General features: G+C 37.2%; 31 protein-coding genes. 29 read left to right on the top strand and 2 right to left on the bottom strand.

Annotated elements, in window-relative coordinates:
- The first annotated feature begins 44 nt into the window (after nt 1-44).
- The 16 genes from F4V44_RS09995 (at nt 45) to lysA (ending at nt 13,913) form a co-directional block, all read left to right on the top strand.
- Complete coding sequence (locus tag F4V44_RS09995) at nt 45-596, top strand: NUDIX hydrolase (RefSeq protein WP_150439845.1); 552 nt, start codon at nt 45-47, stop codon at nt 594-596.
- Nucleotides 597-1,757, top strand: coding sequence for an endonuclease Q family protein (locus F4V44_RS09990; RefSeq protein WP_150439844.1), 1,161 nt, complete (start codon nt 597-599; stop codon nt 1,755-1,757).
- Between the two features lie 89 nt (nt 1,758-1,846).
- Complete coding sequence (gene spoIIM, locus F4V44_RS09985) at nt 1,847-2,488, top strand: stage II sporulation protein M (RefSeq protein ID WP_150439843.1); 642 nt, start codon at nt 1,847-1,849, stop codon at nt 2,486-2,488.
- Nucleotides 2,489-2,614: 126 nt separating this feature from the next.
- Nucleotides 2,615-3,073, top strand: coding sequence for a ferric iron uptake transcriptional regulator (fur, locus tag F4V44_RS09980; RefSeq protein WP_150439842.1), 459 nt, complete (start codon nt 2,615-2,617; stop codon nt 3,071-3,073).
- A 414-nt stretch (nt 3,074-3,487) separates the two neighbouring features.
- Entirely contained in the window at nt 3,488-3,715 is a 228-nt protein-coding gene (locus F4V44_RS09975) for a YqzK family protein (RefSeq protein ID WP_150439841.1), read from the top strand.
- 7 nt (nt 3,716-3,722) lie between these two features.
- Entirely contained in the window at nt 3,723-4,616 is an 894-nt protein-coding gene (xerD, locus tag F4V44_RS09970) for a site-specific tyrosine recombinase XerD (RefSeq protein WP_150439840.1), read from the top strand.
- Between the two features lie 158 nt (nt 4,617-4,774).
- Complete coding sequence (gene deoB, locus F4V44_RS09965; protein ID WP_150439839.1) at nt 4,775-5,968, top strand: phosphopentomutase; 1,194 nt, start codon at nt 4,775-4,777, stop codon at nt 5,966-5,968.
- 135 nt (nt 5,969-6,103) lie between these two features.
- Nucleotides 6,104-7,267, top strand: coding sequence for a D-alanyl-D-alanine carboxypeptidase family protein (locus F4V44_RS09960; protein ID WP_150439838.1), 1,164 nt, complete (start codon nt 6,104-6,106; stop codon nt 7,265-7,267).
- A 172-nt stretch (nt 7,268-7,439) separates the two neighbouring features.
- Nucleotides 7,440-7,790, top strand: a complete 351-nt coding sequence (gene spoIIAA, locus F4V44_RS09955) for an anti-sigma F factor antagonist (RefSeq protein ID WP_150439837.1) — start codon at nt 7,440-7,442, stop codon at nt 7,788-7,790.
- A 2-nt stretch (nt 7,791-7,792) separates the two neighbouring features.
- The gene (spoIIAB, locus tag F4V44_RS09950; RefSeq protein WP_150439836.1) at nt 7,793-8,233 is read left to right on the top strand and encodes an anti-sigma F factor; all 441 of its coding nucleotides are present in this window, start codon (nt 7,793-7,795) and stop codon (nt 8,231-8,233) included.
- 12 nt (nt 8,234-8,245) lie between these two features.
- On the top strand, nt 8,246-9,004 hold the full coding sequence (gene sigF / locus F4V44_RS09945; protein WP_150439835.1) for an RNA polymerase sporulation sigma factor SigF: 759 nt from the start codon (nt 8,246-8,248) through the stop codon (nt 9,002-9,004).
- A 282-nt stretch (nt 9,005-9,286) separates the two neighbouring features.
- A complete protein-coding gene (locus F4V44_RS09940) occupies nt 9,287-9,907 on the top strand; it encodes a stage V sporulation protein AA (protein ID WP_150439834.1) in 621 nt (206 codons plus the stop codon).
- Nucleotides 9,897-10,319, top strand: coding sequence for a stage V sporulation protein AB (locus F4V44_RS09935; RefSeq protein ID WP_150439833.1), 423 nt, complete (start codon nt 9,897-9,899; stop codon nt 10,317-10,319). The genes F4V44_RS09940 and F4V44_RS09935 overlap by 11 nt, the downstream gene beginning before the upstream one ends.
- Before the next feature lie 33 nt (nt 10,320-10,352).
- On the top strand, nt 10,353-10,955 hold the full coding sequence (locus F4V44_RS09930) for a stage V sporulation protein AE (RefSeq protein WP_150439832.1): 603 nt from the start codon (nt 10,353-10,355) through the stop codon (nt 10,953-10,955).
- Complete coding sequence (locus tag F4V44_RS09925) at nt 10,918-12,396, top strand: spore germination protein (RefSeq protein WP_191090633.1); 1,479 nt, start codon at nt 10,918-10,920, stop codon at nt 12,394-12,396. The genes F4V44_RS09930 and F4V44_RS09925 overlap by 38 nt, the downstream gene beginning before the upstream one ends.
- A 188-nt stretch (nt 12,397-12,584) precedes the next feature.
- A complete protein-coding gene (gene lysA, locus F4V44_RS09920; RefSeq protein ID WP_150439830.1) occupies nt 12,585-13,913 on the top strand; it encodes a diaminopimelate decarboxylase in 1,329 nt (442 codons plus the stop codon).
- A gap of 22 nt (nt 13,914-13,935) precedes the next feature.
- Here lysA and F4V44_RS09915 read toward each other — a convergent pair whose 3' ends face one another.
- Entirely contained in the window at nt 13,936-14,805 is an 870-nt protein-coding gene (locus F4V44_RS09915) for a DUF1002 domain-containing protein (protein ID WP_150439829.1), read from the bottom strand.
- A gap of 405 nt (nt 14,806-15,210) precedes the next feature.
- Between F4V44_RS09915 and F4V44_RS09910 the strand changes: the two genes are divergently transcribed.
- On the top strand, nt 15,211-15,555 hold the full coding sequence (locus tag F4V44_RS09910) for a GNAT family N-acetyltransferase (protein WP_150439828.1): 345 nt from the start codon (nt 15,211-15,213) through the stop codon (nt 15,553-15,555).
- 21 nt (nt 15,556-15,576) lie between these two features.
- On the opposite strand, the gene F4V44_RS09905 is transcribed toward F4V44_RS09910, so the two are convergent.
- Nucleotides 15,577-16,104 carry a DUF309 domain-containing protein gene (locus tag F4V44_RS09905; RefSeq protein ID WP_150439827.1) on the bottom strand — a complete coding sequence of 176 codons (528 nt, stop codon included), beginning with the start codon at nt 16,102-16,104 and terminating at the stop codon, nt 15,577-15,579.
- Between the two features lie 404 nt (nt 16,105-16,508).
- Here F4V44_RS09905 and F4V44_RS09900 point away from each other — a divergent pair, with 404 nt between their 5' ends.
- From F4V44_RS09900 to ccsB, 12 genes are all read left to right on the top strand, one after another.
- Nucleotides 16,509-17,279: a segregation/condensation protein A gene (locus tag F4V44_RS09900; protein ID WP_150439826.1), complete on the top strand. Its 771-nt coding sequence runs from the start codon at nt 16,509-16,511 to the stop codon at nt 17,277-17,279.
- Nucleotides 17,266-17,853 carry an SMC-Scp complex subunit ScpB gene (gene scpB, locus F4V44_RS09895; protein WP_150439825.1) on the top strand — a complete coding sequence of 196 codons (588 nt, stop codon included), beginning with the start codon at nt 17,266-17,268 and terminating at the stop codon, nt 17,851-17,853. The genes F4V44_RS09900 and scpB overlap by 14 nt, the downstream gene beginning before the upstream one ends.
- Before the next feature lie 118 nt (nt 17,854-17,971).
- Complete coding sequence (locus F4V44_RS09890; RefSeq protein WP_150439824.1) at nt 17,972-18,385, top strand: hypothetical protein; 414 nt, start codon at nt 17,972-17,974, stop codon at nt 18,383-18,385.
- A 27-nt stretch (nt 18,386-18,412) separates the two neighbouring features.
- Nucleotides 18,413-18,901, top strand: a complete 489-nt coding sequence (locus F4V44_RS09885; RefSeq protein ID WP_150439823.1) for a YpuI family protein — start codon at nt 18,413-18,415, stop codon at nt 18,899-18,901.
- A gap of 132 nt (nt 18,902-19,033) precedes the next feature.
- Nucleotides 19,034-19,927 (top strand): superoxide dismutase, encoded by an 894-nt coding sequence (locus F4V44_RS09880; protein ID WP_150439822.1) that lies wholly within the window; start codon nt 19,034-19,036, stop codon nt 19,925-19,927.
- Between the two features lie 231 nt (nt 19,928-20,158).
- Nucleotides 20,159-21,310, top strand: coding sequence for a D-alanyl-D-alanine carboxypeptidase family protein (locus tag F4V44_RS09875; RefSeq protein WP_317978316.1), 1,152 nt, complete (start codon nt 20,159-20,161; stop codon nt 21,308-21,310).
- Entirely contained in the window at nt 21,303-21,896 is a 594-nt protein-coding gene (locus F4V44_RS09870; RefSeq protein WP_150439821.1) for a nucleoside recognition domain-containing protein, read from the top strand. Before F4V44_RS09875 ends, F4V44_RS09870 begins: the two co-directional genes overlap by 8 nt.
- Nucleotides 21,897-21,902: 6 nt before the next feature.
- Nucleotides 21,903-22,430 (top strand): spore maturation protein, encoded by a 528-nt coding sequence (locus F4V44_RS09865; protein WP_150440111.1) that lies wholly within the window; start codon nt 21,903-21,905, stop codon nt 22,428-22,430.
- A gap of 191 nt (nt 22,431-22,621) precedes the next feature.
- The gene (gene rluB / locus F4V44_RS09860) at nt 22,622-23,344 is read left to right on the top strand and encodes a 23S rRNA pseudouridine(2605) synthase RluB (RefSeq protein ID WP_150439820.1); all 723 of its coding nucleotides are present in this window, start codon (nt 22,622-22,624) and stop codon (nt 23,342-23,344) included.
- A gap of 146 nt (nt 23,345-23,490) precedes the next feature.
- Nucleotides 23,491-24,015, top strand: coding sequence for a thiol-disulfide oxidoreductase ResA (gene resA, locus F4V44_RS09855; protein WP_150439819.1), 525 nt, complete (start codon nt 23,491-23,493; stop codon nt 24,013-24,015).
- Nucleotides 24,016-24,034: 19 nt separating this feature from the next.
- Nucleotides 24,035-25,660: a cytochrome c biogenesis protein ResB gene (resB, locus tag F4V44_RS09850; RefSeq protein WP_150439818.1), complete on the top strand. Its 1,626-nt coding sequence runs from the start codon at nt 24,035-24,037 to the stop codon at nt 25,658-25,660.
- A gap of 12 nt (nt 25,661-25,672) precedes the next feature.
- Nucleotides 25,673-26,860, top strand: a complete 1,188-nt coding sequence (gene ccsB, locus F4V44_RS09845; RefSeq protein WP_150439817.1) for a c-type cytochrome biogenesis protein CcsB — start codon at nt 25,673-25,675, stop codon at nt 26,858-26,860.
- Nucleotides 26,861-26,987: the final 127 nt, after the last annotated feature.

Below are 26,987 nucleotides of genomic sequence, written 5' to 3'. Positions count from 1 at the left end.
TAGATGTATTGCTAAATTTGAATAGAACAGGGGTTTTTTTAAAAATGAGTCTCCTAGAAGAAAAAACGTTATCTACAGAAAAAATATTTTCGGGAAAGGTTATTCATCTACAAGTAGATGAAGTAAAGCTGCCTAATGGAAAGACGGCCAAAAGGGAATTAATCAAACATCCCGGCGCTGTTGCTATCATTGCTATAACAACTGAAAATAGGATTGTGATGGTAGAGCAATTTCGTAAAGCACTTGAAAAGACAATCATTGAAATTCCTGCGGGAAAGCTGGAAAAAGAAGAAGAGCCGGCTGACTGTGCTAAGAGGGAATTGGAGGAAGAGACCGGCTATGAGTGTGAAAGCATGGAACTATTAAATTCTTTCTATACATCCCCTGGTTTTGCTGATGAAATTGTTCATGTTTACCTGGCAAAAGGTTTATCAAAAAAGGAAAATGCTGCAGGTCTTGATGAAGATGAATTTGTGAATCTCATGGAAATGACCCTTGATGAAGCACAGCAAGCGATTAAGGAGAATCGAATTTGCGACGCCAAAACGGTCTTTGCTGTTCAATACTTACAACTGCAAGAGGTGTTGGGAAAATAAATGAATCAATACTATACGGATCTTCATATTCATATTGGCCGGACCAAAAGCGGGAGAGCGGTGAAAATTACCGGAGCGAAAAGCTTAACTTTTTCCAATATTATTGATCATGCAAGAGATAAAAAAGGTCTAAATATGATTGGGATTATTGATTGTCATTCTCCGGAAGTGATTTTGGAAATGGAAGAGCATATGGCTGCAGGAGAATTAATTGAGCTAGCTGGTGGAGGACTTTCCTACGGCGGCTTAACCATTATTCCAGGATCTGAACTTGAGATATATGATGAAAACTGTCACGGGCCCATTCATGTCCTTTGTTTTTTTGCAGATATGAATGGGTTAAAAAGATTTTCCGGTTGGCTTGAGGACAATCTGAAAAATATTCATCTCAGTTCACAACGAATCTATGTAAGCGGAAAGGAGCTCCAGTACAAAGTAAAGGAATTGGGTGGTCTGTTCATCCCTGCTCATGTTTTTACACCGTTTAAAAGTTTGTATGGAAAAGGGGTTCAAGACTCATTAACAGAGGTGTTTAATGCTGAATTCATAGATGCTATAGAGCTTGGGTTAAGTTCTGATACATATATGGCAGATGGAATTAGAGAATTGCATTCGTATACGTTTATCTCTAATTCAGATGCCCATTCACTTGGCAAAATTGCCCGTGAATATCAAACGATTGCCATGAATGAGCCGACTTTTGAAGAATTAAGAAAGGCATTGTCCAAAGAGGGGGGCAGGAGGATAACAGCCAACTATGGATTAGATCCGCTGCTCGGTAAGTATCACCAAACGGCATGTGAAAAATGCCAGCATCCTTTTCATCCGGATGATGAGAAATGTGAAAATTGCGGTCATCATAAATATGTAAAGGGTGTAGCTGATCGAATTGCAGAGCTTTCTGAAGCTTGTGAAAACACCCCTGAGCGTCCGCCTTATATTCATCAAATTCCTCTCGAATTTATTCCGGGACTTGGACCGAAAATGAGAGAAAAACTATTAGATCATTTTGGCACGGAAATGGCCATTTTACATGAAGTGTCCTATGATCATTTAAAGCAGGTTGTCCCTCAAGCAATGGCTGAACGAATTATTGCTGCAAGAACGGGTACACTGCAGCTTGCAGCAGGCGGAGCTGGAAAGTATGGAAAGGTTATGTAGGGCTTCTAGTAAAATTTACTAGAATCGTCATAGATGGAATCTTCCTCTCATACAATGTAGTAATTGATTGGCAGGAGGAAGAGCAAATAATGAAGAAAAAAATGTACCAGAACATTGTCGTCACACACTTGCGAGAGCATTCCTCAATCTATCTCTTTGTGATTGTGCTATTTTTAATGGGAGTCATTTTTGGTGCAGTAGTTGTCAATAGTTTAAGCTTTAGTCAGAAGGAAGACTTGTATTATTATTTGTCACAATTTTTTGGACAAGTGTCAATTGGGAAAATAGCCACATCAAATGATTTATTTCTGCAGAGCTTTATGCATAACAGTAAATATATCGGAATGATGTGGCTTTTAGGTATCTCTATTATTGGTCTGCCTATCATTTTGATTCTATTATTCATAAAAGGAATGGTAGTTGGTTTTACCGTTGGTTTTCTTGTGAATCAGATGGGCTGGAACGGATTTCTTCTCTCATTTGTTTCTGTGCTGCCGCAAAATTTTCTCATTATCCCTGTATTTATTATTACAGCAACAGTTGCGGTTTCCATTTCATTGAAAATGATTAGACGGCAATTTATGAAGAAAATAAGTGAACCCATTTTGCCGATGCTTGGAAAATACGTACTATTATTTGTTGCAGCAGGCATGTTACTTGCTGTAGCAGCAGGGATTGAAGCCTATTTATCTCCCTCATTAATGAAAGCCGTTATTGATTCAGTGAAATAAAAGTATTAACTTATATTTAATATTATATTATAATTATTTCTAAATATAGATTATAATCATTTTAGTTTGACTCCATCACTTCATCTGCTATAATGAGAATGAACGTGGCGAGGAGGGAACTTCGATATGGAAACTAGAATAGAAAGAATTAAGAAGCAGTTGCACTCATCAAGCTATAAATTAACACCACAACGTGAAGCGACCGTTTGTGTTTTATTGGAGCATGAGGAAGACCATTTAAGTGCTGAAGATGTTTACCTCCTAGTAAAAGAAAAGTCGCCTGAGATCGGTTTAGCAACTGTTTATCGTACGTTAGAATTACTAACAGAGTTAAAAATAGTCGATAAAATTAACTTTGGCGATGGTGTTTCTCGTTACGATCTTCGTACAGAGGGAGCAGCGCATTTTCATCATCACCTTGTATGTATTGAATGTGGTACGGTTGATGAAATTCAACAAGATTTATTGGACGATGTAGAGGAATTAGTTGAACGTGATTGGAAATTTAAGATTAAAGATCATCGCCTCACGTTTCACGGAATTTGTTATCGTTGTCAGGGGAAAAAACAACCAAAACATAAATAAAAACAAAACCTTTTCTATTCCGGCAAATAGAAGAGGTTTTGTTTTTTTTTCAAGGATTGGAACAAATGATGTATAAAACTTGTCCAACATGGCATATGTATGAATATGAATATTTAGTAAAAACGAAATGATCTAGTTGTCTAGCTCCAGCGCCTAGCCCCTCTTGGGTCTAGCCTGTCTAGTGTCGGCTCCTAGGGACTCGGGACATAAGCCAATCACTTCGGAAGGCAAAGAACGCCTTCTGTCAGCGCTTGTCTTATGCCGGTCGTCCCTAAGCAAGTCGCCTATACATTTCGGTCAATCAGCCAAGAAGGTTAAAGAACAACCTTCATGCCGGCTTGTCTTATGCTATGCCTGAGGCTGATCAGACACTTGCACTTTTCTTATTTACATAAGTTATGTTGGAGGAAGAAGATGAAAACTTGGTTTAAACTGTTGTTTCAAACATTGAAGGTATTTGTCTTGTTTACAGGATGCACAATCCTTTTTTATTATGCTATTATGTGGTTAAATGAGGAATATGCAGAGTACCATCGTTATGATGAGCCTAAAGGTTCTGCTATTAAGGTAACAACTGTAGAAGATAATTACAATTCTAGCTGGTTTGATCGGTTAATTTTGTTTTATCTAAATGGGGAGTAATGTGTAAATGGATGATCAAATAAGAGATTTTACCCATTTTTTAATTGTAGAAAAAGGTCTGGCACAAAATACGATTGTTTCATATGAACGAGATTTAAAGAGTTACACGCAGTACCTTAAAAAAGTAGAACAGCTTGACAGTTTTAATGATGTGCAGCGCATTCATATTGTCCACTTTTTAGGGCATTTGAAGGAGCAGGGAAAATCATCAAGAACTCTGGCTAGACATATTGCTTCTATTAGGGCCTTTCATCAATTTTTACTTCGAGAAAAAGCAAGTGTTCACGATCCTTCTGTTCATATTGAGACACCACAATTAGAACGTTCGCTTCCAAAAGTCTTAAGCTTGGAGGAAGTCGAAATACTGCTTGATACCCCAAAGACAAGTGATCATTACGGATTAAGGGATAAGGCGATGCTAGAATTACTATACGCAACGGGGATTCGTGTCAGCGAATTAATTCGATTACAGATGGAAGATGTACATTTAACGATGGGATTTGTCCGTTGCATAGGAAAGGGGAATAAGGAACGAATTATTCCAATTGGGAAAACAGCAGTTCATGCTCTTGAACGATACATTGATAAAGGCAGAAGTCATTTCATTTCAAAAAAACAACAGGATAATGCCCTGTTTTTAAATCATCATGGCAGGCAATTGACGCGGCAGGGGTTTTGGAAAATATTAAAAAAGATTGTTCGTGAAGCAGGTATAGAGAAAGAATTGACACCTCATACGTTAAGACATTCCTTTGCCACTCATTTATTAGAAAATGGGGCGGATATTCGCGCAGTTCAAGAAATGCTCGGGCATGCCGATATTTCCACTACGCAAATCTATACACATGTAACTAAAACGAGGCTAAAGGACGTTTATAGTCAGTTCCATCCACGCGCTTAATAGACTGAGAGATTTATATAAGATTAAAAAGCTGCCAAAGATACTGGCAGTTTTTCTTTTAACGATTTATTGCTGCCCAAAAAGGGTAGCTTAAAAAGGAAATGGCTATAAAAAAGGCAAAATAGCCGCTGATACGTTTAGGGAGGTTAATTAAAAGAATGAATACGGCTTCATATAAATTTAAGCGAATCTTTTTAATTGTAATGGATTCAGTGGGAATAGGCGAGGCACCGGATGCGGAACAATTTGGTGATAAGGGCTCACATACATTAGGGCATATTGCTGAGAAAATGAACGGATTGAAAATGCCAAATATGGAAAAGCTCGGCCTCGGGTCTATTGAAGAAATACAAGGAATGAATAAGGCAGAAGCTCCGCTTGCCTTTTATACAAAAATGAAGGAAGCCTCAAGTGGAAAAGATACGATGACAGGTCACTGGGAAATTATGGGTCTCAATATTGATACACCATTTCGCGTTTTTCCAAACGGATTTCCACCAGAATTAATTTCAGAGCTTGAGGAGAAGACAGGGAGAAAAATCATAGGAAACAAGCCTGCAAGTGGAACAGAAATACTTGTAGAGCTTGGCGAAGAGCATATGAAGTCGGGAGCAATGATTGTTTATACATCAGCAGACTCTGTCCTGCAAATTGCTGCGCATGAAGAAATTATCCCGCTTGAAGAATTATATCAAATCTGCAAAATTGCTCGCGAGTTGACTCTTGATGAAAAATATATGGTTGGCCGTATTATTGCCCGGCCGTTTGTAGGAAAGCCTGGAGAGTTTCAAAGAACAGCAAACCGTCACGACTATGCATTAAAGCCGTTTGGCCGGACGGTAATGAATGAATTAAAGGATGCAGGTCTTGACGTTATTGCGATTGGAAAAATAAATGATATATATGATGGCGAAGGGGTAACCGAGCATTTTCGCACGGTTTCAAATATGGACGGAATGGATAAACTTCTGCAATCCTTCAAGATGGATTTTACAGGGTTGAGTTTTGTTAACCTCGTCGATTTTGATGCTCTCTATGGACATCGACGAGATCCAATTGGATATGGGAAGGCACTTGAAGAATTTGACCATCGCCTCCCGGAAGTGTTTGAAAACATGCGTGAGGACGATTTGCTGATTATTACAGCTGATCATGGCAATGATCCAACTCACGAAGGAACAGACCATACCCGAGAATATGTTCCGCTTCTTGTTTACAATAAGGAAATGAAAGGGGGAGAAGAGCTTCCGTTACGAGAGACCTTTGCAGATATTGGTGCAACCATTGCGGAAAACTTCTCTGTCAGCATGCCTCAATTCGGAAAAAGCTTTTATCAGGATCTAATCAAATAAAAAAGCACAAAGGAAGTACTTCCTTTGTGCTTTTTTATGTTTTGGCAAAAAACTTTTCCATCATTTTACACCTTCTGTATAAATTTGGTTTTTATGGAAAAAATGAAATTTATAGAAAGAATGGAGGGTTTTGTGATGAAACGACTTGTTTCTATTTTGCTTGCATTTATGCTGTTAATAGCAATTGCTGTACCATTTGCTTCGGCAGAAGAAAAGAGTGTTCAATTAGCAGAAAACGTAAAGTCAGCTATCTTAATAGAGCGTGATACAGGCAAAGTTTTATACGAGAAAAATAGTAATGAGCAATTACCGCCCGCTAGTATGACGAAGGTTATGACCATGCTGCTGATTATGGAAGCGCTCGATGAAGGTAAGCTCACCATGAATGAAAAAGTTCGTGCGAGTGAATATGCTGCATCAATGGGCGGTTCGCAAATCTTTTTAGAGCCAGGCGAGGAAATGACTGTACAAGAGATGTTAAAGGGAATCGCCATCGGCTCTGGGAATGATGCATCTGTTGCAATGGCAGAACGAATTGCTGGTTCAGAAGATGCATTTGTAGACATGATGAATAAAAAAGCAAAAGAACTTGGGTTAAAAGATACAAAGTTTAAGAATACTACAGGTCTGCCGGTAGAGGATCATTATAGTACTGCCTACGATATGGCAATCATGTCAAAAGAATTATTAAAGTATGAAGATATCACAAAATTCACAGGCACTTATGAAGCATATTTGCGTGAAAATACGGATAAAAAATTTTGGCTTGTTAATACAAATAAATTGGTTCGATTTTACCCTGGTGTAGATGGGTTAAAGACAGGTTTTACAAGAGAAGCCATGTATTGTTTAACAGCTACAGCTGAAAAGGACGGAATGCGGGTCATTGCTGTTGTGTTTGGTGCCCCTACCTCTAAAGAACGCAATGCACAAGTTACAAAAATGCTTGATTATGCTTTTAATCAATATAAAACACATCCGATATTTGAAAGAAACCATGTAATGGGAGCGGCCAAGGTTAGTAAAGGACAAAAGAAGAAAGTAGAAATGGTAACAAGTGAGTCTATTTCATTATTAACAAAAAAAGGTGAAACGATTGAGGATGTAAAGCAAAAGGTAACCTTAAAAAAGGATTTAAAAGCCCCGATTAAAAAAGGCGATCAAATCGGTACACTGACAATAAAGAAAAACGGCGAAACATTGGTCAAGAGTCCGCTTTTGGCTAAAGAAAATATTGATGAAGCAAGCTGGTGGGACTTATTTAAACGTTCTTTAGGCATATTTACAAGGAGTGAGTAATGCGGCCAGCTTCACAAACAATCATGCTTAAATGGCGGATTGTCGAAAAGATAATAGATGATAACTTTTTTTAGCGAATAGACACTAGTTTTGTTTAGGTGAAGGAAATAAAGAAGGACATATCGAAATGACTCACTAGGAAATAGCACTTATATAAGGAGGCTAACGAGTAGTGAGTCTGAACATTGATTTAGAAGTGAAACAAGACGTCTTATGTATCCGATTGTCCGGAGAACTGGATCACCATTCAGCAGATGAACTTCGAAAGCAAGCGGTGAATGCAATAGAAACTCATGGTATCCGCCATATCATTTTAAATTTAGAACATTTATCCTTTATGGATAGCTCTGGTCTGGGGGTTATACTGGGACGTTATAAACAAATAAAACAGCTGCATGGCGAGATGGTTGTTTGTGCAATCTCCCCGTCTGTTCAAAGATTATTTGATATGTCAGGCTTATTTAAAATTATTCGTCTTGAGCCTACAGAAGAAAATGCTTTGCAAAGATTGGGGGTTGCTTGAAAATGAAAAATATGATGCAGTTGCAATTTAGTGCACTTAGCCAGAATGAATCATTTGCCCGTGTAACAGTAGCCTCTTTTGTTGCGCAACTGGATCCAACGATGGATGAATTGACTGAAATCAAAACAGTTGTTTCAGAAGCGGTTACAAATGCCATTATTCATGGCTATGAAAGTGATTCAAATGGAATTGTTTATATCTCTGTTTCACTAGAAGATGGATATGTTGAGTTAAGTATTAAAGATGAAGGCATAGGAATACCGGATGTAGAAGAGGCTCGCCAGCCCCTTTTTACAACAAAGCCTGAATTAGAAAGGTCTGGAATGGGGTTTACGATTATGGAGAATTTTATGGATGACATCACAGTTAAATCGCAGCCAGGTAAAGGTACCGAGATCCGATTAAGGAAGCATTTATCAACAAGCAAAATGCTTTGTAATTAAGGAGTCTTGCCGATGGATGTGGAGGTTAAATCAGAAAAAAATCAACCTTATTTAAAAGACCATGAAGTCAAAGCGTTGATCAAAAAAAGTCAGGACGGTGACCAGAGTGCAAGGGATATGATTGTGCAGAAAAATATGCGCCTTGTCTGGTCTGTTGTTCAACGCTTTTTAAATCGGGGTTATGAACCGGATGATCTCTTTCAAATTGGTTGTATTGGTTTGTTGAAATCAGTAGATAAATTTGATTTATCGTATGATGTTAAATTTTCAACCTATGCTGTCCCTATGATTATTGGGGAAATTCAGCGTTTTATTCGTGATGACGGTACTGTTAAAGTCAGTCGATCATTGAAGGAAATGGGAAATAAAATTCGCAAGGCAAAGGATGAATTATCAAAAACATTTGGTCGAGTACCGACGGTAAATGAGATATCAGAGTATTTATCCATACCAACAGAAGATATTATTATGGCCCAAGAAGCAAGTCGTACGCCCTCCTCCATTCACGAAACTGTGTATGAGAACGACGGTGATCCTATTACATTGCTTGATCAAATTGATGATGGTAATGAAGGGAAATGGTTTGATAAAATTGCTCTTAAGGAAGCTATTCGAGAACTTGAAGACCGCGAACGATTAATCGTTTATTTACGATATTATAAGGATCAAACTCAATCTGAAGTCGCGGTAAGACTTGGGATTTCACAGGTACAAGTATCCAGGTTGGAAAAGAAAATACTGCAGCAAATGAAAGACCGTATGGATATTTAGCTCCATACGGTCTCTTTAGAACGTGAAAACTGTGTTGAGAAATAGATTTTTGACACATCTAAGCGGAAGTAGAAATGAAAAGGCAGGAGAAAACTCGTTTTCTCCTGCCTTTTCATTTCTACTTCCGCAACCGTTCAGCTAAGCTGAACGGCGTGTGAAATGTATATTTCACACGGATGAGTTAAAAATCTATTTCTCATATACCATTTATTGGAGTTCATGAGGATTAATTTGTAAGAAATACTAATGAGAAAGGAAATAGTTGTGTGGGATGTGAGTGTGTTGGAAAAAACGATTTATATTCGGCTTCGTAACCGCGTATTTGCTCGGCCTAATGAGAAGATATATTTGGAGGATATTACACAAATCATTGCCGAAGATGTGCTGCAAAAGCAGTTAAATCAACTCCTTGTATACAGCATATCTGATCAAGACCGAAATATTATCATTATTGACGTGATGAGGGTGATTGCTGCGATAGCCAAATATGATTCATCCATTGAAGTTCAAGTATTAGGTCCATCACAAACCATTGTAGAGGTAGTCTATAAGAAAAAGAAAGCATCTATTATTTTATTTACTCTAACATGGTTTTTATTATTTTTTGGTTCTATGTTAACGATTATGAACTTTCATGAAGATGTAAGCATGCAGAATGTTCACCAAAAACTTTATAAAATGATTACAGGCCAAGATAATGAAAAGCCGCTTTTATTTCAAATCCCCTACTCGATTGGATTAGGTTTGGGGATGATCATATTCTTTAATCATGTCTTTAAGAAAAGACTTAACGAGGAACCTAGTCCCCTTGAAGTTGAGATGTTTAATTATCAACAGGATTTAGATCAATATGTCATTATGCATGAAAATAAGGAAAGTATGAAAAAGCTCCATGATCATTAAACCATTATTTATTATTTTTCTTGGCTTTGCAGGGGGATTATCGGTAGGTGCCGGATATGTTGCTTTTTTAACTGTTCTTGGCATTATCCCGAGACTGACACAATTAACAAAAACGATGAAGTTGATTCAATGGTATGAATGGAGTGTAGTAATAGGCGCGGTTGCAGGTACAGTGGCGGTATTACAAAATCCGCATTTTCACTTTTTTCCTTTTGTATTAATTATTTTTGGTTTAGCAGGCGGCATCTTTGTAGGTATGATGGCAGGTGCATTAACAGAAGTACTTAACGTCTGGCCTATCTTGGCGAAAAGAATAGGTGTTGACGATAAAATTGCTATATTATTGATGGCGCTTGTATTTGGGAAAATTTTAGGTTCTTTATTTCATTGGATTTATTTTGTTGATCAATAGCATAGACACTTTTACCCGAAAGGACATCAAAACATGGAAGGTGCAAAAAGGCGAGTCATTTTAATAACGGATGGAGATAAGTATGCTCGTAAGTCACTTGAAATTGTAGCAAAGGAAATTGGCGGCCGATGTCTTTCTGTTTCTAATGGAAATCCATCAAGATTGGATGGTTCTACTATTGTAAAACAAATCAAAAAAGTGGTATATGACCCAGTCCTTGTGATGTTTGACGACAGCGGTTTTATTGGTGAGGGTGCTGGCGAAAAGGCATTGAGGTATGTTGCTGCCCATGAGGATATCGAGATTCTTGGAATTATTGCGGTTGCTTCAAATCCTAGGCATGAAGAGTGGACGAAGGTTGATGTATGCATTGATCGTGATGGTGAAATAACAGCCAATGGAGTTGATAAATATGGAATACAAGAATTGGAAGTGGGGAAACTTTACGGAGATACTGTTTATTGTCTCGATGAATTAAATGTACCTCTTATTGTCGGGATAGGAGATATTGGAAAAATGGCCGGAAAGGATCATTTTGAAAAGGGATCTCCGATTACTCGAAAAGCAGTTGAACTCATACTGGAAAGGAGTGGTTATGATGGAGGCAGAAACAAAAGACAAAAAACCGATTCCTGAATCTGTACGGGAAATTGAAGAATATATGAAGGAACGAGTCGGGCTTGGGAAAAGCTTTGATTTAGGGGTAAGAAAATTAAAGATATTACGAAAGGATGTTCACTTTTATTATGTAAATGGTTTATGTGATACTAGTTTTATTATTGAAATTACTGAGCAGTTGATAAAAATTAATGACAATGAGAAGCTTTCAACAAATCTTTTCAATATTGTTGAAAATAGACTTGTTCATCAGTCTGTTTCACCTATTAAGACAATGGATGAATTAGTAGACCAGGTTCTATCAGGCTTAATTTGTGTTGTTGTAGACGGAGCAGGAGAAGGACTTGTGGTTGATGTGCGCAGCTATCCAGGGCGTAATCCAACGGAGCCAGATACCGAAAAAGTAGTTCGCGGGTCTCGGGACGGCTTTGTAGAAAATATTATTATTAATACCGCTTTAACAAGAAGAAGAATACGAGATGAGCGCTTGCGGTTCGAAATTATGCGAATCGGTGAAAGAGGCAAAACAGATATTGCCATCGGCTATATTGATGGAATTGCCGATCAAAATCTGGTTGAAATCATTAGAAAGGAACTCCAGGCAATTAAGGTTGATGGCTTGACAATGGCAGATAAAACCGTTGAGGAGTTTCTGTTAAAACAAGGGTATAATCCATATCCGCTTGTCCGATATACCGAGCGTGCGGATGTTGCGGCAACACATCTCTTGGAGGGGCATGTCATTATTTATGTGGATACCTCGCCCAGTGTTATTATTACACCGACAACCATTTTTCATCATATGCAGCATGCCGAAGAATATCGCCAATCTCCTGGTGTGGGGACATTTGTACGCTGGGTAAGGTTTTTAGGGATTGCTTCATCCCTTTTTCTACTGCCTATATGGTTCTTATTTATTATGGAACCTCATCTTTTACCTAATAAAGTTTCATTTATTGGCCCTAATGAGTTAACGAATATTCCAGTGGTTGTGCAAATCTTTCTAGCTGATATAGGAATTGAATTTTTACGGATGGCTGCCATACATACACCAACCGCCTTGTCAAATGCCATGGGTTTAGTTGCAGCTGTCTTAATTGGGCAGATTGCCATCGATGTCGGACTGTTTGTCCCAGAAGTTATTTTATATATAGCAGTAGTTGCTATAGGGAATTTTGCCACACCAAGCTATGAACTTAGCATCGCAAATAAACTTGCACGACTCTTCATGCTTGTTTTGGTTGCGATTTTTCATACCCTTGGTTTAGTAGTTGGCGTCACAGTCTACATTATTTTATTATCTAGAATTAGGTCCTTTAATACTCCATATTTGTGGCCGCTTTTACCTTTTCATCCAAAGGCGTTTTTACAAATATTAATCCGGCGTGCTATACCTGGTTCACAAATCAGACCAAGTATTATTAAAACGCAAAACCGAATTAGACAGCCGCGCCAGTAGAACAGAAGCATGCCTGCTTCTGTTTTCTGTTTTTAATATGAAATGGACAAGTATTATTAATATTATTTGGATTATTTAACTTATTGCGATTTAAACTATGTTATGATAAAGTATTTTTTAAAATAGTGTGAAATGTAGATAAAAACACAATTATTGATACAGTTAAGTTATAGGAACGAGGGACGGTTATGTACTATTATGGAACCACTGCAGTAAATGATAAAGGACATTTAGAAATAGGCGGCGTTGATACAATTGAACTGGTGAAGGAATTTGGAACCCCGGTTTATGTTTACGATGTGGCATTAATCAGACAAAGAGCTAGAAGCTTTCGGGAAGCATTTGTTAATAATGAAGTCAAAGCGCAGGTTTCATTTGCAAGTAAAGCTTTTTCAACAGTAGCGATGGTTCAATTAGCCGAAGAAGAAGGTTTGTCATTAGACGTTGTATCTGGAGGAGAATTATTTACAGCAGCAGCCGCTGATTTTCCAATGGAACGCGTTCATTTTCATGGCAATAATAAAAGCAGAGAAGAATTAGAAATGGCCTTGGAATATAAAATTGGCTATATTGTGGTTGATAATTTTTACGAGTTAGATATGCTAGAAGAAATTTGTGCTGAAAAGAAGCAACAAATGGATGTTGTGTTAAGGATAACTCCTGGGATTGAAGCACATACTCATGATTATATATTAACTGGACAGGAAGATTCAAAATTTGGTTTCGGCCTTCAAAATGGACAAACTGAAGAAGCTTTACGTAAAGTATTACAATCCTCTTGGTTAGTTGCAGCTGGAATTCACTGTCATATTGGTTCACAAATATTTGAAACGACAGGGTTTATAGTTGCTGTACAGAAAATCTTTGAGAAGATGAATGAATGGAAAACAAATTTCTCCTTTGAACCGGCTATATTAAATCTTGGCGGTGGCTTCGGTATCCGCTATACAAGTGAAGATGACCCAAAAGCTGCTGCGGACTATGTAGTTGAAATTATTGCTGAAGTGAAAAAGCAGGCAGAGTTATATGCATTGAGTGTACCGGAAATCGGAATCGAGCCTGGTAGATCATTGGTTGGGGATGCTGGAATCACATTATATAAAATTGGTTCAAGAAAAGAAGTGCCAAATGTACGTAAGTATTTAGCAGTAGATGGAGGAATGACTGATAATATTAGACCAGCACTTTATCAGGCGAAATATGAAGCAGTCTTGGCAAATAAACCGCTTGAAAAGCCGACAGAGGTTGTTTCAATTGCTGGTAAATGCTGTGAATCAGGCGATATGTTGATATGGGATTTGCCATTGCCAGAAACAGATGAACAAGATATATTAGCTGTATTCTGTACTGGAGCTTATGGATATTCGATGGCAAACAATTATAACCGAATTCCAAGGCCGCCTGTTGTTTTTGTGGAAAATGGGAAGGCTGAATTAGTTGTAAAAAGGGAAACATACGAAGATCTAGTGAGGCTTGATCTTTCTTTAAACGAAAAAATAAAAGCTAAGCATCTGTAAGATGCTTAGCTTTTATTTTTTATTATTTTGAGAAAATAGCTTTAATGGCATCAATTATATTAATGAAAAATTGTTTTAGACTTTCAAGAAATCCTTGCCCTTCTTCACTTTCGAGATAATTGGTGAGTTTATCTTTGGCCGCTGTCAATTGATCTCCTACCTGATTCCAGTCAATATTTAATTCCTTTAGCTTGTTAAAGAGATCAAGCAGGCTTTGAAATTGCGCATCGGTTAATGTAATACCCAGCTCCTTAGCTGCATTTTCAATGATTGTTCGTAAATCTGCCTCCGTTTTAGGCGGATTATTGGCCATTTCTTCTTTGATTTTTGTGATTAATGCAGATGCATTTTCAGTTCCGATTTCATCACCTAGCTTAGCGGATTTGACCATTTCTTCATTTGCGGCCTGCTTTACATCTTCTGGAATTGCCTTTTCTGCTGATACTTCATAGGCTTTAATAAGGCCTGTTAATGCAGCTGTTCCAGATACCTCGAAGGGAGCTGTTATATATATTTTCGCATCTTTAACTCCTGCAGTAATGAGGGCATTTATATACATTTCATCTGTTACCCAGTTAATATTATTTGTTTCTACCTCTAGGCCTGAGTTTTTTTCGGCTATGGTAATAGCCGAGGACGAGATAGCCCTTGTTCCAATTAGTGATTTAGACACATAATTTCCTAAATACTGATGTTCCTCTGCGTTAGAAACAGTAATAATTTGTGCCTGATCCGGTGCATTCATTTCTGATAGAAGCATATTCTTTTGTTCTTCTGATAAATTTTCCCCAAGTGTGATAATCATATCACCTACTGCAACATCAGCAAATCCGCGAAACGGAAAAATAAGCAATGATAAAATTAGTAGAATCGCAACTTTAAAGTTTTTCATGATATCTTCTCCTTGTTTTGTTCAAGGTTATCCTACTATATATTAGCCGAGATTTTTGGGCAAACAGTTCACTTCTGTGTTTTAAGAAAAATGCTTATTTGTAGGATAACCGAATTAAGTTAATGCAACACAATCATACGAAACTTTTTAATGAAAGAAAAGCAATAGCTTAAATTTATTCACCTCAGCAAAAAACTTCTTATTGTTGAAACGGATATACAATTAGGCATTTTTAATAGAAACTTAATACTTCTAAGACGATTAGTGATTGAAAGATGAAGTTAAATTATGTATGATATTATAGTATAAAATAATTAGGTATTCCAATCGCACCGGTTAAAGTAGTTTAAAAATCTTTTGAAATGGTAAAACTAGATTTAATGTTTTATTAATGAGGGATTAATCATGCTAATTCGTTATAAAAAAACTTTTGAAAAAATTGCTATGGGCTTATTGTCCTTTATGCCTAATGAAAAAGATATAAAAAAACTCCAGCTGACAATTAGGCAATATGAATCAGACGAGAATTGGCGCTTGTTTTTATGGAAGGAAGACGAAGATATTATTGGTCTTCTCGGCGGCATTTGGATGGACGAAGCCACAATCATTATTCATCATATCTCTGTTAATCCATCACACCGCAGTCAGGGGATTGGAAAAAATATGGTGAGGGCTTTAAAGGAGTTATATCCGGATAAGCATATTGAGGCGAATGAAGAAACGAAGGATTTTTTTCATAAATGTATTTAAATAGAAGGTAGTGGCATATGCTCACTGCCTTCTATTTGTTTTTTTTTGCTTGGCTTTATTGCGCTCTTCAATGACAGTTGTACGATCTCTTTCTTTATGACGGTGCACAATTTGAGTATTAGTTAAGTCGCTTTCCAACAGCCATGTCATAGATAACTCTTTGCTACGTGCTTTGCATTGTTCCAATAACTCACTAGATTGGATAGGAAGGTTCATACTTTGATAGTCATGTCTTTCTTCGATGGCGGCTTTACGCTCCTTTATTTGGTCAACGAGAGTGAGAGGATTGAGTCCAAGTTTTTGGATAAGCTCCTCATTTGAAGAGATAATTCGTAAAGCTTTCTTTAGCGTTCTTAGAGCTCCGTTAAAATTACCTCGTCTATGATGATAATTAGCTACAGCCAGCTGGATAAGTCCGACCCACACAGACTCCTTATTTCTGATGTCAACTTCCTTCCAATATTCTTCTAGTAGTTCATGGCATTCAAAATAGTCGCGATCGCCATGGAAATGTACTAAAAAATCAATATATTCCAGTGGAAATGTCATTTACCCCTGCCCCCCTTTATAGTTTGGCTATATTAACGAATCATGTTAATCAGTTAGATTTTTGACTCATCCGTGAGAAATGTTCATTTCTCACGCCTTTCAGCTGTGCTGAAAGGTTGCTGTATGGTAATGAAGTGACAGGAGAAAATGAATTTTCTTCTGTCACTTCATTACCATACAGCTTTAGATGAGTCAAAAATCAACAATGTTAATAAACAAAGCTTAAAGTGTAAGTGTAACATAGGTTTTATTGATTCTGTTTACCAAATTTACTATTGGATTCATTTTATGTATCCTCTATACTAATTTAGTAGCAGAGTGAAGATGATTAGTTTAATGATTGTGAAAGCATTTGCTTTTCAACATTTAGAAAATAATAATAATGAAAAGTATTGGTGGAACATATGCAATATAATGTGAAAATTGATGCATTTGAAGGACCTCTTGATTTACTTCTGCATCTTATCAATCACCTTGAAATTGATATATATGATATCCCTGTAGCGAAAATCACAGAGCAATATTTAATATTTATTCATACAATGAAAGAATTGAAGCTGGATGTGGCTAGTGAGTTCTTAGTCATGGCGGCGACATTATTAGAGATTAAAAGTAAAATGCTGCTTCCTAACCATAATCCAACTGGCATAGATGATGAATTAGAGGTGGAAATGGATGATGATCCGCGCGAAGAATTGGTAGAACGTCTGCTTGAGTATAGAAAGTATAAGGAAGTGGCTGATGAATTAAAAACACTAGAACAAGAGCGGGGATTGATGTTTACAAAGCCTCCTAGTGATTTAACTGAGTACGCAAAGGATATTGAAATTGAAAAAAAGCCTGAATTAAATGTCTCCTTATATGATATGCTTGGAGCCCTGCAAAAGCTTTTACGACGAAAAAAACTGCAAAAACCGTTACTAACGAAAATAGCTCGCCAAGAGATACCAATTGAACAAAGAATGAAGGAAATAATAAGGGATTTAAAGAACACAAAAGGTCGAAAACGATTTGATGATTTATTTACGATACCAAATAAAGAACATATAGTGGTGACTTTTCTAGCAGTTTTAGAGTTAATGAAATTAAATGAAATCTTTGTTGAGCAGGAAAAAAACTTCGATGATATCTTTGTTACAGCAATGAAAGGAGAAGGCAACGATGGAGTTAATTAATTGGAAAGGAATCATTGAAAGCTTGCTGTTTGCTGCTGGTGACGAAGGACTTACATTAAAGCAAATAGCCCAAGTTCTTGAAATGGATGAAGTCTTGGCTAATCAGGTGTTACAGGAATTGATTACTGAATACAGTGAGAATACAAATCGGGGTATTATGCTTGTTGAACTGGCAGGAACCTATCAATTGGCAACAAAGAAAGAACACTCTATTTACTTAAAAAAACTCGTTGAGTCCCCTCACACAACAGCATTGTCACAGGCTGCTCTTGAAACATTAGCCATTATTGCTTATAAACAGCCTATTACAAGAATTGAAATTGAAGAGATTCGTGGTGTAAAAACAGACAGACCTCTTCAAACGCTTTCTGCAAAAGCTTTAATCAAAGAGGTAGGGAGAGCAGAAGGAGCCGGTAGAGCCTATTTATATGGGACGACAAAGGAATTTCTTGATTATTTCGGTTTGAAAAGTATTGAAGAGCTTCCGCCGCTTCCGGAGAAAGTAGATGATGTAAATGTACAGGAGGAAGCCGATTTGTTCTTTGAGCGATTTGAAGATCATTTTAATGTTTGATTTTTTAAACCATTTTTGTGGATATATGGTAAAATGAATAAAAATTAATTATTTTCTCATTATTTATTTTATTACATAAAATATCTTTCGAATATGAAAGATCGGGAGGAGTGGTTACTTGCTCATCAAAAGCAGTAGTGGATATGAATTGCAAAAGGAGAAACCCAATACCTCAGAGGATTTTTTTAATCGAAGCGAATTATTGATAGAAGAAAACGGTAAAGAGCGGGTGTTTCATGTTCTATATCTTCGCTATTTTGAAGAAAATCTTCAAGAGTATACACCATTTCAACAAAATCCAATTTTTAGAGTGGGAACGAGGGATATTGAGTTAAAGGACATGGCAGCATTGGCTTGTTTCATTAAACATCCTGAATATCGAAATCGGAAGCGGGTATATATAAAGGAGCCGACAGAATTCTCCTCATGCTTTGAAGGACTGGACATTGACAAACTAATGAGTTTATTTCAGGAATTAGAGGATAAGAAATCAAGTGTTTTTCGGTCCCACTCGGATTTTATAAGGCAATAATGAAAGTCATTTATAGAGGTGAATCCATTGGGAAATACTCTTGTACAGTCACAAATGAGAGACGTGAAGAAATTTCTTGAAGCAGCAATTATTGAGTTTGAATCTTTTTTAAACGAAGCTACGTTGAGTGGGCTTATCCAGGAAAAAGAAGGAAATATAGAATACTATAAAATGATTCTTTCTAATATACGTAAACTTCTTGTTTTTTGTGAAGAGTGTTTAGAGGTTTGCGGAATCATTGTTAAAAATGAACCATTTGCTAAAGCAGCTGCAGAAAAAACTCTTTATCGGGTTTATCACCAATGCATCGAAGAGTTTTTTTCCCCGAAAAGTGATGCATGGTTTGAGGAAAGTCGTTCTGCCTATACCGGGAAAAACTCGATAAAGTTTAGAGAGGAAACACCTTTAAGTGTAAAAGAATTGTTTAGAAAATTAGAAGGACCATTTCAAAAGATCCGTGAAGAGTTGGAATATTACGAAACAGACTATCGAACAAAAATGATTCAATCAAAATAAATCGAATGGAAAACCATCCCTAGGGTGGTTTTTTTCATTTCTATTTAGACTAATGGTAAAAAAACAGCAATAATTTCCTTTCAATTTCATAGGATAGTCACGGACCAGATTAAAAGGAAATGGGGGATGGTTGTGGGGCAATTCAATGATTATATTAAAAATGTGATGAAATGGAATGGCGATTTAAAACAATTTTTAGAAACAGAGCAGGTAGAAAGACATGCTGAAATTTGGAGTCGATTAGATAAATTTACTGATATTATGGGAGACATTTCTCAAAAGGATTTGAGTCAAGAGGAGCTCGAGAGAATACAAAGTGAAGCGGAAGTCCTTCATCGTGAAATGGAACAATATTTTGTCAATCGTCAGGAGCTTGGTACGGTCTATATGAATGAACCTTTTGTAGAAATTGGAAGCCATACTCTTCCTCCTCTGCCGTACACATATGATGCGCTTCAACCCTCTATTTCTGAAGAAATTATGCAGTTACACCATACAAAACATCACCAATCATATATCGATGGATTAAATAAAGCGGAGAAAAATCTTGAAAAGGCGAGGAAAAACGGTGATTTTTCCCTTGTGAAACATTGGTCAAGAGAGTTGGCTTTTCATGGATCAGGACATTATCTCCATACTATTTTTTGGCACAATATGAGTCCAAAAGGGGGAGGAAAACCAAAGGGGGCATTATTGAAGGAGATTGAAAAGTATTTTGGGAGTTTTGATGCATTTAAAAAGCATTTTAGTGAGGCTGCAAAACAAGTGGAGGGAGTGGGTTGGGCACTTTTAGTATGGTCCCCAAGATCCAGACATTTAGAAATTCTACAATCGGAAAGACATATGCTCTTAACGCAGTGGGATACGATTCCGCTTCTTGTCTTAGATGTGTGGGAGCATGCCTATTATCTGCAGTATAAAAACAACAAAGCAAATTACGTTGATAACTGGTGGAGTATTGTAAGCTGGAAAAATGTTGAAGAGCGCTTCACAAAAGCAAAGGAGCTAAAATGGAAGCCTTATTAACTAGAAAGCGGAACCGCCTTGCCCGGGGACGACAGGCTTAAGATGGCTCGAAGTGAAGGTTGTTCTTTAACCTTCACTTCGAGACAGATTAAGACCCGAGTCCCTAGGCGGTGTAGCTAGACATAGAAAGCGGAACCGCCGTCAAAACATGTTTGGGCTCTTTTTTGTCATATAAAGGGACTTGCCTTGCATAGACTTGTACTAACGATTAAGGAGAAGAGGGATTGTGGTATGAAAATGTTAAAAATCGTAATCATTTTGACCCTTGTCACCTCAACCTTCTCACTGTATTTTCCCTTTAGAGCCGAGGCCTCTGCTTATGCTAGTGCTTCAAGCGCTGTTTTAATGGAACAACAGTCAGGAAGGGTTTTATATGAAAAAAAGGCTCATCAAGTTAGACGAATTGCCAGTATTACAAAAATTATGACAGCCATTTTAGCTATTGAATCTGGAAAGTTAAATGAAACTGTTACGGTTAGTGAAAAGGCAGTGAGGGCAGAAGGCTCTTCTATTTACTTAAAGCCTGGAGAAAAGATTAAGCTCGAGAATCTCGTTTATGGTCTAATGCTGCGGTCTGGAAATGATTCAGCAGTGGCTATTGCTGAACATGTTGGCGGGAGTCTGGATGGCTTCGTGTATTTAATGAATCAAAAGGCTGCTGAAATTGGAATGGAAAACACTCATTTTGCTAATCCCCATGGACTTGATGATCATGAAAATCATTACTCAACCGCTTATGATATGGCTTTGTTAACGAGATATGCAATGATGAATGATACATATAAAAAGATTTCGGGAACAAAGGTGCATCGAGCTCCAAATCCAACAGAAAATTGGGACAGGGTGTGGAAAAACAAGAATCGTCTCCTTACCGAATTATATGAATATACAACAGGAGGAAAGACAGGTTATACAAAAAGAGCAAAAAGAACACTTGTAACAACTGCAACTAAGGAAGGGCTTGATCTCATTGCAGTAACATTAAATGGACCGGATGATTGGAATGACCATATTAATATGTATGAGCACGGTTTTAAGCATTATGAGCTAGTAAAAGTGTTGAAAGAAGGATTCGTAAAAGGAATAGATGATTCCTTTTATAAAAAGAAGGTATATGTTAAAACGGATATTTTCTATCCTGTGACTGAAGAGGAGCGTGATCGTTTTAAAATTGAATATAAGCTTCAAAAACCAAAAAAAGAGTGGCGTGAGAAGGAGAGCGTACCAGATATAGTCGGCAAAGCCATCATCTATTTTGATCATAAACCTGTAGAAGAAGTACATCTTTACTATAAATACTCAAAGACTAAAGATAAGCAATCATTTTTTGATTCTGTCCGTAAACTATTTCTCATTCAAATCGGTGTGAAAACAGATGGTTAATATCATATGGATTTTATTAACATTGATTGGAATTGTATTTGCTATGGTAAATGGAACGATGGAAGAAGTAAATGAAGCTATTTTTAAAGGAGCATCAGAAGCTGTTACGCTTTGCATAGGGTTAATCAGTGTATTGGTTTTCTGGCTTGGCATTATGAGAATTGCTGAAGAGGCAGGACTGCTTACAAAGTTAGCACTGCTATTTCGCCCAATTGTAAACAAAATATTTCCAGAAGTGCCTAAAGATCATCCGGCAATGGGATATATTCTATCGAATATGATGGCTAATTTATTTGGGCTAGGTAATGCAGCAACACCGCTTGGAATTAAAGCTATGGAGGAATTGAAAGAATTAAATGGAGGCAAAAATGAAGCAAGCCGATCAATGGTTACCTTTCTTGCCGTTAATACCTCGAGTATCACGTTAATTCCAACTACAGTGATTGCTATTCGCATGAATTATAATGCTTCTTCTCCTACAGATATTGTCGGACCAACCCTTTTAGCGACATGCTTCTCAGCTGTGGGAGCTATTTTGATTGACCGCTGGTTCTATTATCGAAGATCCCGGAAGCGAAAAGGATGATGAATGATGGAGATAGTGTCTATAATATCCTTATGGTTTATTCCTATATTGATAGGATTTATCCTTTTATATGGGACATTTAAACGAGTGCCAACCTATGAAAGTTTTGTTGAAGGCGGGAAAGAGGGGATTAAAATTGCATTTTCAATTATTCCGTTTTTGGTAGGAATGCTTGTAGCGATATCCATTTTCCGGGCTTCAGGAGCACTCGATTACTTTATGAATTTAGTACGGCCGTTTTTAGAAGCTATCGGTGTTCCGGCGGAAATTGCACCTCTTGCACTTATCCGTCCTATTTCGGGGAATGCTGCGCTTGGGATGACAAGTGATCTTATTGCGGCGCACGGACCGGATTCGTTTGTAGGCCGATTGGCAGCTGTTTTGCAGGGAAGTACCGATACAACCTTTTATGTGTTAACTGTTTATTTTGGAGCAGTTGGGATAAAAAAAATGGGCGATGCTTTAAAAGTTGGACTTCTTGCTGATTTAGTCGGAATCATTGCAGCTATTGTCGTAGTTGTTCTAGTATTTTAAAAAAACACAGACGCTAAATTATACTAAATTTAGCGTCTGTGTTTTTTTATGTTAATAGTGGTCTAGATTCAGCGCTTTTCTAAATGACTGAACGATTTATCACTTTTATTTTGAAAAAATAATATATTGTGGCATAATTCAAGATGAAAGATTTGAAAAATGATGGAAGTTATACAAATAGAGGTGACTAAATGGAAAGACTGCAAAAAGTAATAGCTCATGCTGGTTTTGCATCGAGAAGAAAAGCAGAAGAAATGATTCTCGATGGCAAAGTAAAGGTGAATGGAAAAGTGGTAAAAGAGCTGGGAATAAAAGTATCTGCAACGGACCGTATTGAAGTTGAGGGTATTCCGGTGGAAAAGGAAGAGCCGGTTTATTTTCTTTTTTATAAGCCTCGCGGAGTTATTTCCAGTGTTCAAGATGAAAAGGGAAGAAAAGCGGTTACTGATTACTTCCCTGAAATCAAACAACGGATTTATCCTGTGGGCAGACTTGATTACGATACATCAGGTTTATTGCTGCTAACGAATGATGGTGAATTTGCCAATCTATTGATGCATCCAAGGAATGAAATCGAAAAAGAGTATATCGCAAAGATTAAAGGAATTCCATCAAAAGAACAGTTAAGAAGTTTAGAAAAGGGAATTGTGCTCGAAGATGGTAAAACAGCACCTGCACGAGCTAAAATGCTTTCACTTGATAAACGAAAGGGAACTTCAATTATTCAGTTAACCATTCATGAGGGAAGAAACAGACAGGTGCGCAGAATGTTTGAGGCAATAGGGTGTCCAGTTATGAAGCTGCGCCGCGAAAGGTACGCATTTTTGACACTCCATGGTTTGAAAGCTGGGGAAGCAAGAGAACTGACAGCGCATGAAGTAAAGCAACTTCGTGTGATGGCAGAAAATTCATAGAAGTGTCATCACTGTTTTTCTTGCAAAAATAACATAGATATGCTGAAAATGGTATAATAGTGTCAAACTACAAAATTTTCTGATATTATGCTAGTAAATTGTTTGTGTTTCTTGTCTTATGACGTTGCAAGGGGAGGGGGGATAAAATGAAGAAACGGCGCTTATGGATGAGAACGATTATACTGTCCTTGTTGGTAGTGGCTGTCGGATATTCATTATATGCAAACGCTACAAAGGATAAGGTTCAGAAAGTAGAAATTGGTGAAAAAGCTCCTGACTTTGAACTTGTTGACCTTAATGGAAAAACACATCGGCTGTCAGACTATGAAGGTCAGGGAGTATTTTTGAACTTTTGGGGAACCTACTGTAAGCCTTGCGAAGAGGAATTTCCTTATATTGACAATCAGTACAAGCAATTTAAAAATCAAGGTGTTGAGGTGCTGGCTGTTAATGTGGGGGAAACAGAATTTGCTGTTAATCAATTTATGAAACGTCATAATTTAACTTTTCCTACTGTCATTGATAAAACAAATGATGTTCAAACAGCATATGGAATTAATCCATTACCAATTACCTTCCTAATTGACAAAGAAGGTAAAGTAGTGAAATCTCATACTGGACAATTAACTGAAGCAATGGTACATGATTTTATGAAACAAATACAACCTTGAACATGGGGAGTTTTAATAGATGAAAGAGGTAAAGTGTGATTGTGGGCACGTCAATCCGCACGGAACATTACTGTGTGAGGCGTGCGGAAAAGTATTAAATGAATTGGAGCCAGACCAGCAGCTATTAGACATGAGGTATGAGGGCAGTGCTCGCCGCTCACAGACTTATAATAAAACAATTATTGATAAGATATGGAATTTTTTCTCATCCGTTAAAGTTGGCGTAACTTTAATTGTTGTTACATTGATTGCTTCAGCGTTAGGAACAATTTTTCCGCAAGAAATGTATATTCCTCCAACGATACCAGCTTCTGAGTATTATAAGGATCAATATGGAACAATAGGACAATTATATTATGAACTGGGATTTCATAATTTATACAGTTCGTGGTGGTATTTATTATTAATTGCTTCTATAGGGGTTTCCCTTGTGATTTGCTCATTAGACCGTGTTGTACCTCTTTACCGTGCATTAAAAAAGCAAAACGTAACAAGACATGAAGGCTTTTTAAAACGCCAGCGTTTATTTGGTAAATCGAATGCAGCTGTTCATGACGACACATTTAATCATATTAAACAAAAATTACAAGCAAAGCGTTATCGAGTAAGAGAAGAAGATGGAAATATTCTTGCTGAAAAAGGCCGCTTTTCCAGATGGGGCCCGTATGTAAACCATATTGGACTAATCATCTTTTTAGTTGGTGGAATGCTTCGTTTCGTACCGGGAATGTATGTAGATAAAGTACTTTGGCTCCGTGAAGGAGAGACAAAGGTGATTCCGGAAACAAAAGGCGAGTATTATTTGGAAAATGAGAAGTTTGTCCTTGAAGTATACGATCCTAAAAAGGATGGGGAAGTATTTGATGCTGCACTTGAACAGACAGGTATGGTTCCGAAAAATTATCAATCAAATGTAATCCTATATAAAAAGAAGGGTGATTCGATTCCAGGCGAAACACCTGAGCTTGAAAAAGTAAAAGATGATAAGATTCGTGTAAACGAACCGTTGAAATTTGAAAAATTTGCTGTCTATCAGTCTGAATATAAGCTTAATCAATTAGATAAAATGACGTTTGCATTAACGAATAAAGCTACAAATGAAGAATATGGAACGATGACGGTTGATTTATTGCATCCTGAAGAGAAATATAAACTTTCCGAAGATTATTATGTTGAAATGCTAAGCTATTTCCCAGATTTTCAATTTAATGAAGAGGGAGAACCATCGACAAAGTCAAGTATTCCAAATAACCCAGGTTTTGTGTTTAAAATGGTTACACCTGATAAACCAGAAGGTGAAGTTAGCTTCGTAGCGATTCGTCAAAACATTGAGCCTTTTGGGGATAATCAATATAAAATGACCTTTAAGGGTGTTGAAACGAAAAATGTAACAGGATTGACTATTAGAAAGGACTTAACACTTTGGATCCTTGCTCTAGGCGGTGCCATTTTTATGATTGGAGTAGCACAGGGTTCCTATTGGAACCATCGTCGGATTTGGATTCGAAAAGTAGATGGAGAGATATGGTTAGCTGGACATACAAATAAAAATTGGCATGGACTTAAAAAGGAAATAGCAGCAATTTTAGAGGGAACTGGTATTTCAGAGCCTATTGATCAACTAGATAAAGAAAAGGACGGATAAGGGGGAAATAGGTTGGTAAACCTAAGTAGTAATTTATTATATACAGCTTTCGTTCTCTATTTAGTTGCACTCGTTTTTTTTGGAGGGGCGATTAGGGATAAGCGAAGTCTTCGAGGCAAGAAGGGTTTAAATCGTTGGGCGAAATTAGGAATAATTATTACCGTTATTGGTTTTGCAGCGCAGCTGGGATATTTCATTACGCGCTGGATTGCTTCGGGACATGCTCCTGTTAGTAATTTGTTTGAGTTTACAACCTTTTTTGGTATGGCTATTATCGGTGCTTTCATCGTGATATTTTTTATTTATAAAACTCCGCTATTGGGTTTGTTTACATTACCAATTGGAATCCTGGTTATTGCATATGCAAGTATGTTTAATAGAAATATTACACCCTTAATCCCTTCTTTACAGAGTGATTGGCTTCATATTCACGTGACAACCGCAGCTCTAGGTGAAGCAATCTTGGCGATTAGTTTTGCGGCCGGGTTAATTTATCTTGTTAAACATGTGAATCAAGCGAAACGGAGCAAAAGTACATTTTGGCTTGAAATAGTTATGTTTGGGTTAATATGTACAATAGGATTCATTACAGTAACAACTGCCTTTTCTGTTATGGATTATAAGGCAGGATTCAATTGGGTTGATAAGGGTGGTGCAGAAGCAGAAGTTGAATATACCATGCCGGCGCTGGTTGGACCTCATGAGGGAGAACTTCTGACAAAAGAAAATTTTGAGCCAATGTTATATATGCCTGCCATTATTGATGCGAAAAAACTTAATACGGTTATTTGGTCAGTGGCTGCCGGACTAGTATTATATGGTCTCATCAGATTGATAGCCAGAAAACGTATCGGTGAGCTTTTGAAGCCGCTAGTAAAAAATATTCAGTCAGATCTTGTTGACGAAATCAGCTATCGGTCTGTCTTAATTGGATTCCCTATTTTTACGTTAGGTGCTTTAATCTTTGCCATGATTTGGGCACAAATTGCATGGACACGCTTTTGGGGCTGGGATCCAAAAGAAGTTTGGGCACTGATTACTTGGCTTTTCTATGCAGCCTTTTTACACCTAAGGCTGTCAAAAGGCTGGCATGGTGAAAAATCTGCTTGGTTAGCTGTTATTGGATTTGTTATTATTATGTTTAACCTTGTTGCGGTTAATTTAGTTATTGTTGGTTTACACTCGTATGCGGGTTCATGATGAATATTATTTTATTTTTGCCTCACTTTTTAAGTGCAGGCTTTTTTTAAAAAGAATTTTTTTTGTCAAAGCCTATGAAATCATAGAAAAAACCCAATTCTTTATGTACAATAGACTTGCTAGGAGG

The organism is Niallia endozanthoxylica (assembly GCF_008710145.1).
Lineage (GTDB): Bacteria > Bacillota > Bacilli > Bacillales > Cytobacillaceae > Bacillus_BD > Bacillus_BD endozanthoxylica.
This window is presented reverse-complemented; position numbering and strand designations above follow the sequence as displayed.

Bases quoted from the DNA above. Each gene is read 5' to 3' on its own strand.
- lysA (WP_150439830.1), top strand. From the start codon at position 12,585: ATGTACTATTATGGAACCACTGCAGTAAATGATAAAGGACATTTAGAA.
- F4V44_RS09900 (WP_150439826.1), top strand. From the start codon at position 16,509: ATGCAATATAATGTGAAAATTGATGCATTTGAAGGACCTCTTGATTTA.
- F4V44_RS09960 (WP_150439838.1), top strand. From the start codon at position 6,104: ATGAAACGACTTGTTTCTATTTTGCTTGCATTTATGCTGTTAATAGCA.
- F4V44_RS09995 (WP_150439845.1), top strand. From the start codon at position 45: ATGAGTCTCCTAGAAGAAAAAACGTTATCTACAGAAAAAATATTTTCG.
- F4V44_RS09925 (WP_191090633.1), top strand. From the start codon at position 10,918: ATGGAGGCAGAAACAAAAGACAAAAAACCGATTCCTGAATCTGTACGG.
- fur (WP_150439842.1), top strand. From the start codon at position 2,615: ATGGAAACTAGAATAGAAAGAATTAAGAAGCAGTTGCACTCATCAAGC.
- F4V44_RS09870 (WP_150439821.1), top strand. From the start codon at position 21,303: ATGGTTAATATCATATGGATTTTATTAACATTGATTGGAATTGTATTT.
- F4V44_RS09915 (WP_150439829.1), bottom strand. From the start codon at position 14,805: ATGAAAAACTTTAAAGTTGCGATTCTACTAATTTTATCATTGCTTATT.
- F4V44_RS09990 (WP_150439844.1), top strand. From the start codon at position 597: ATGAATCAATACTATACGGATCTTCATATTCATATTGGCCGGACCAAA.
- F4V44_RS09935 (WP_150439833.1), top strand. From the start codon at position 9,897: ATGATCATTAAACCATTATTTATTATTTTTCTTGGCTTTGCAGGGGGA.
- resB (WP_150439818.1), top strand. From the start codon at position 24,035: ATGAAAGAGGTAAAGTGTGATTGTGGGCACGTCAATCCGCACGGAACA.
- F4V44_RS09910 (WP_150439828.1), top strand. From the start codon at position 15,211: ATGCTAATTCGTTATAAAAAAACTTTTGAAAAAATTGCTATGGGCTTA.
- spoIIAB (WP_150439836.1), top strand. From the start codon at position 7,793: ATGAAAAATATGATGCAGTTGCAATTTAGTGCACTTAGCCAGAATGAA.
- xerD (WP_150439840.1), top strand. From the start codon at position 3,723: ATGGATGATCAAATAAGAGATTTTACCCATTTTTTAATTGTAGAAAAA.
- rluB (WP_150439820.1), top strand. From the start codon at position 22,622: ATGGAAAGACTGCAAAAAGTAATAGCTCATGCTGGTTTTGCATCGAGA.
- F4V44_RS09930 (WP_150439832.1), top strand. From the start codon at position 10,353: ATGGAAGGTGCAAAAAGGCGAGTCATTTTAATAACGGATGGAGATAAG.
- F4V44_RS09875 (WP_317978316.1), top strand. From the start codon at position 20,159: ATGAAAATGTTAAAAATCGTAATCATTTTGACCCTTGTCACCTCAACC.
- resA (WP_150439819.1), top strand. From the start codon at position 23,491: ATGAAGAAACGGCGCTTATGGATGAGAACGATTATACTGTCCTTGTTG.
- F4V44_RS09865 (WP_150440111.1), top strand. From the start codon at position 21,903: ATGGAGATAGTGTCTATAATATCCTTATGGTTTATTCCTATATTGATA.
- sigF (WP_150439835.1), top strand. From the start codon at position 8,246: ATGGATGTGGAGGTTAAATCAGAAAAAAATCAACCTTATTTAAAAGAC.
- F4V44_RS09905 (WP_150439827.1), bottom strand. From the start codon at position 16,104: ATGACATTTCCACTGGAATATATTGATTTTTTAGTACATTTCCATGGC.
- deoB (WP_150439839.1), top strand. From the start codon at position 4,775: ATGAATACGGCTTCATATAAATTTAAGCGAATCTTTTTAATTGTAATG.
- spoIIM (WP_150439843.1), top strand. From the start codon at position 1,847: ATGAAGAAAAAAATGTACCAGAACATTGTCGTCACACACTTGCGAGAG.
- scpB (WP_150439825.1), top strand. From the start codon at position 17,266: ATGGAGTTAATTAATTGGAAAGGAATCATTGAAAGCTTGCTGTTTGCT.
- F4V44_RS09975 (WP_150439841.1), top strand. From the start codon at position 3,488: ATGAAAACTTGGTTTAAACTGTTGTTTCAAACATTGAAGGTATTTGTC.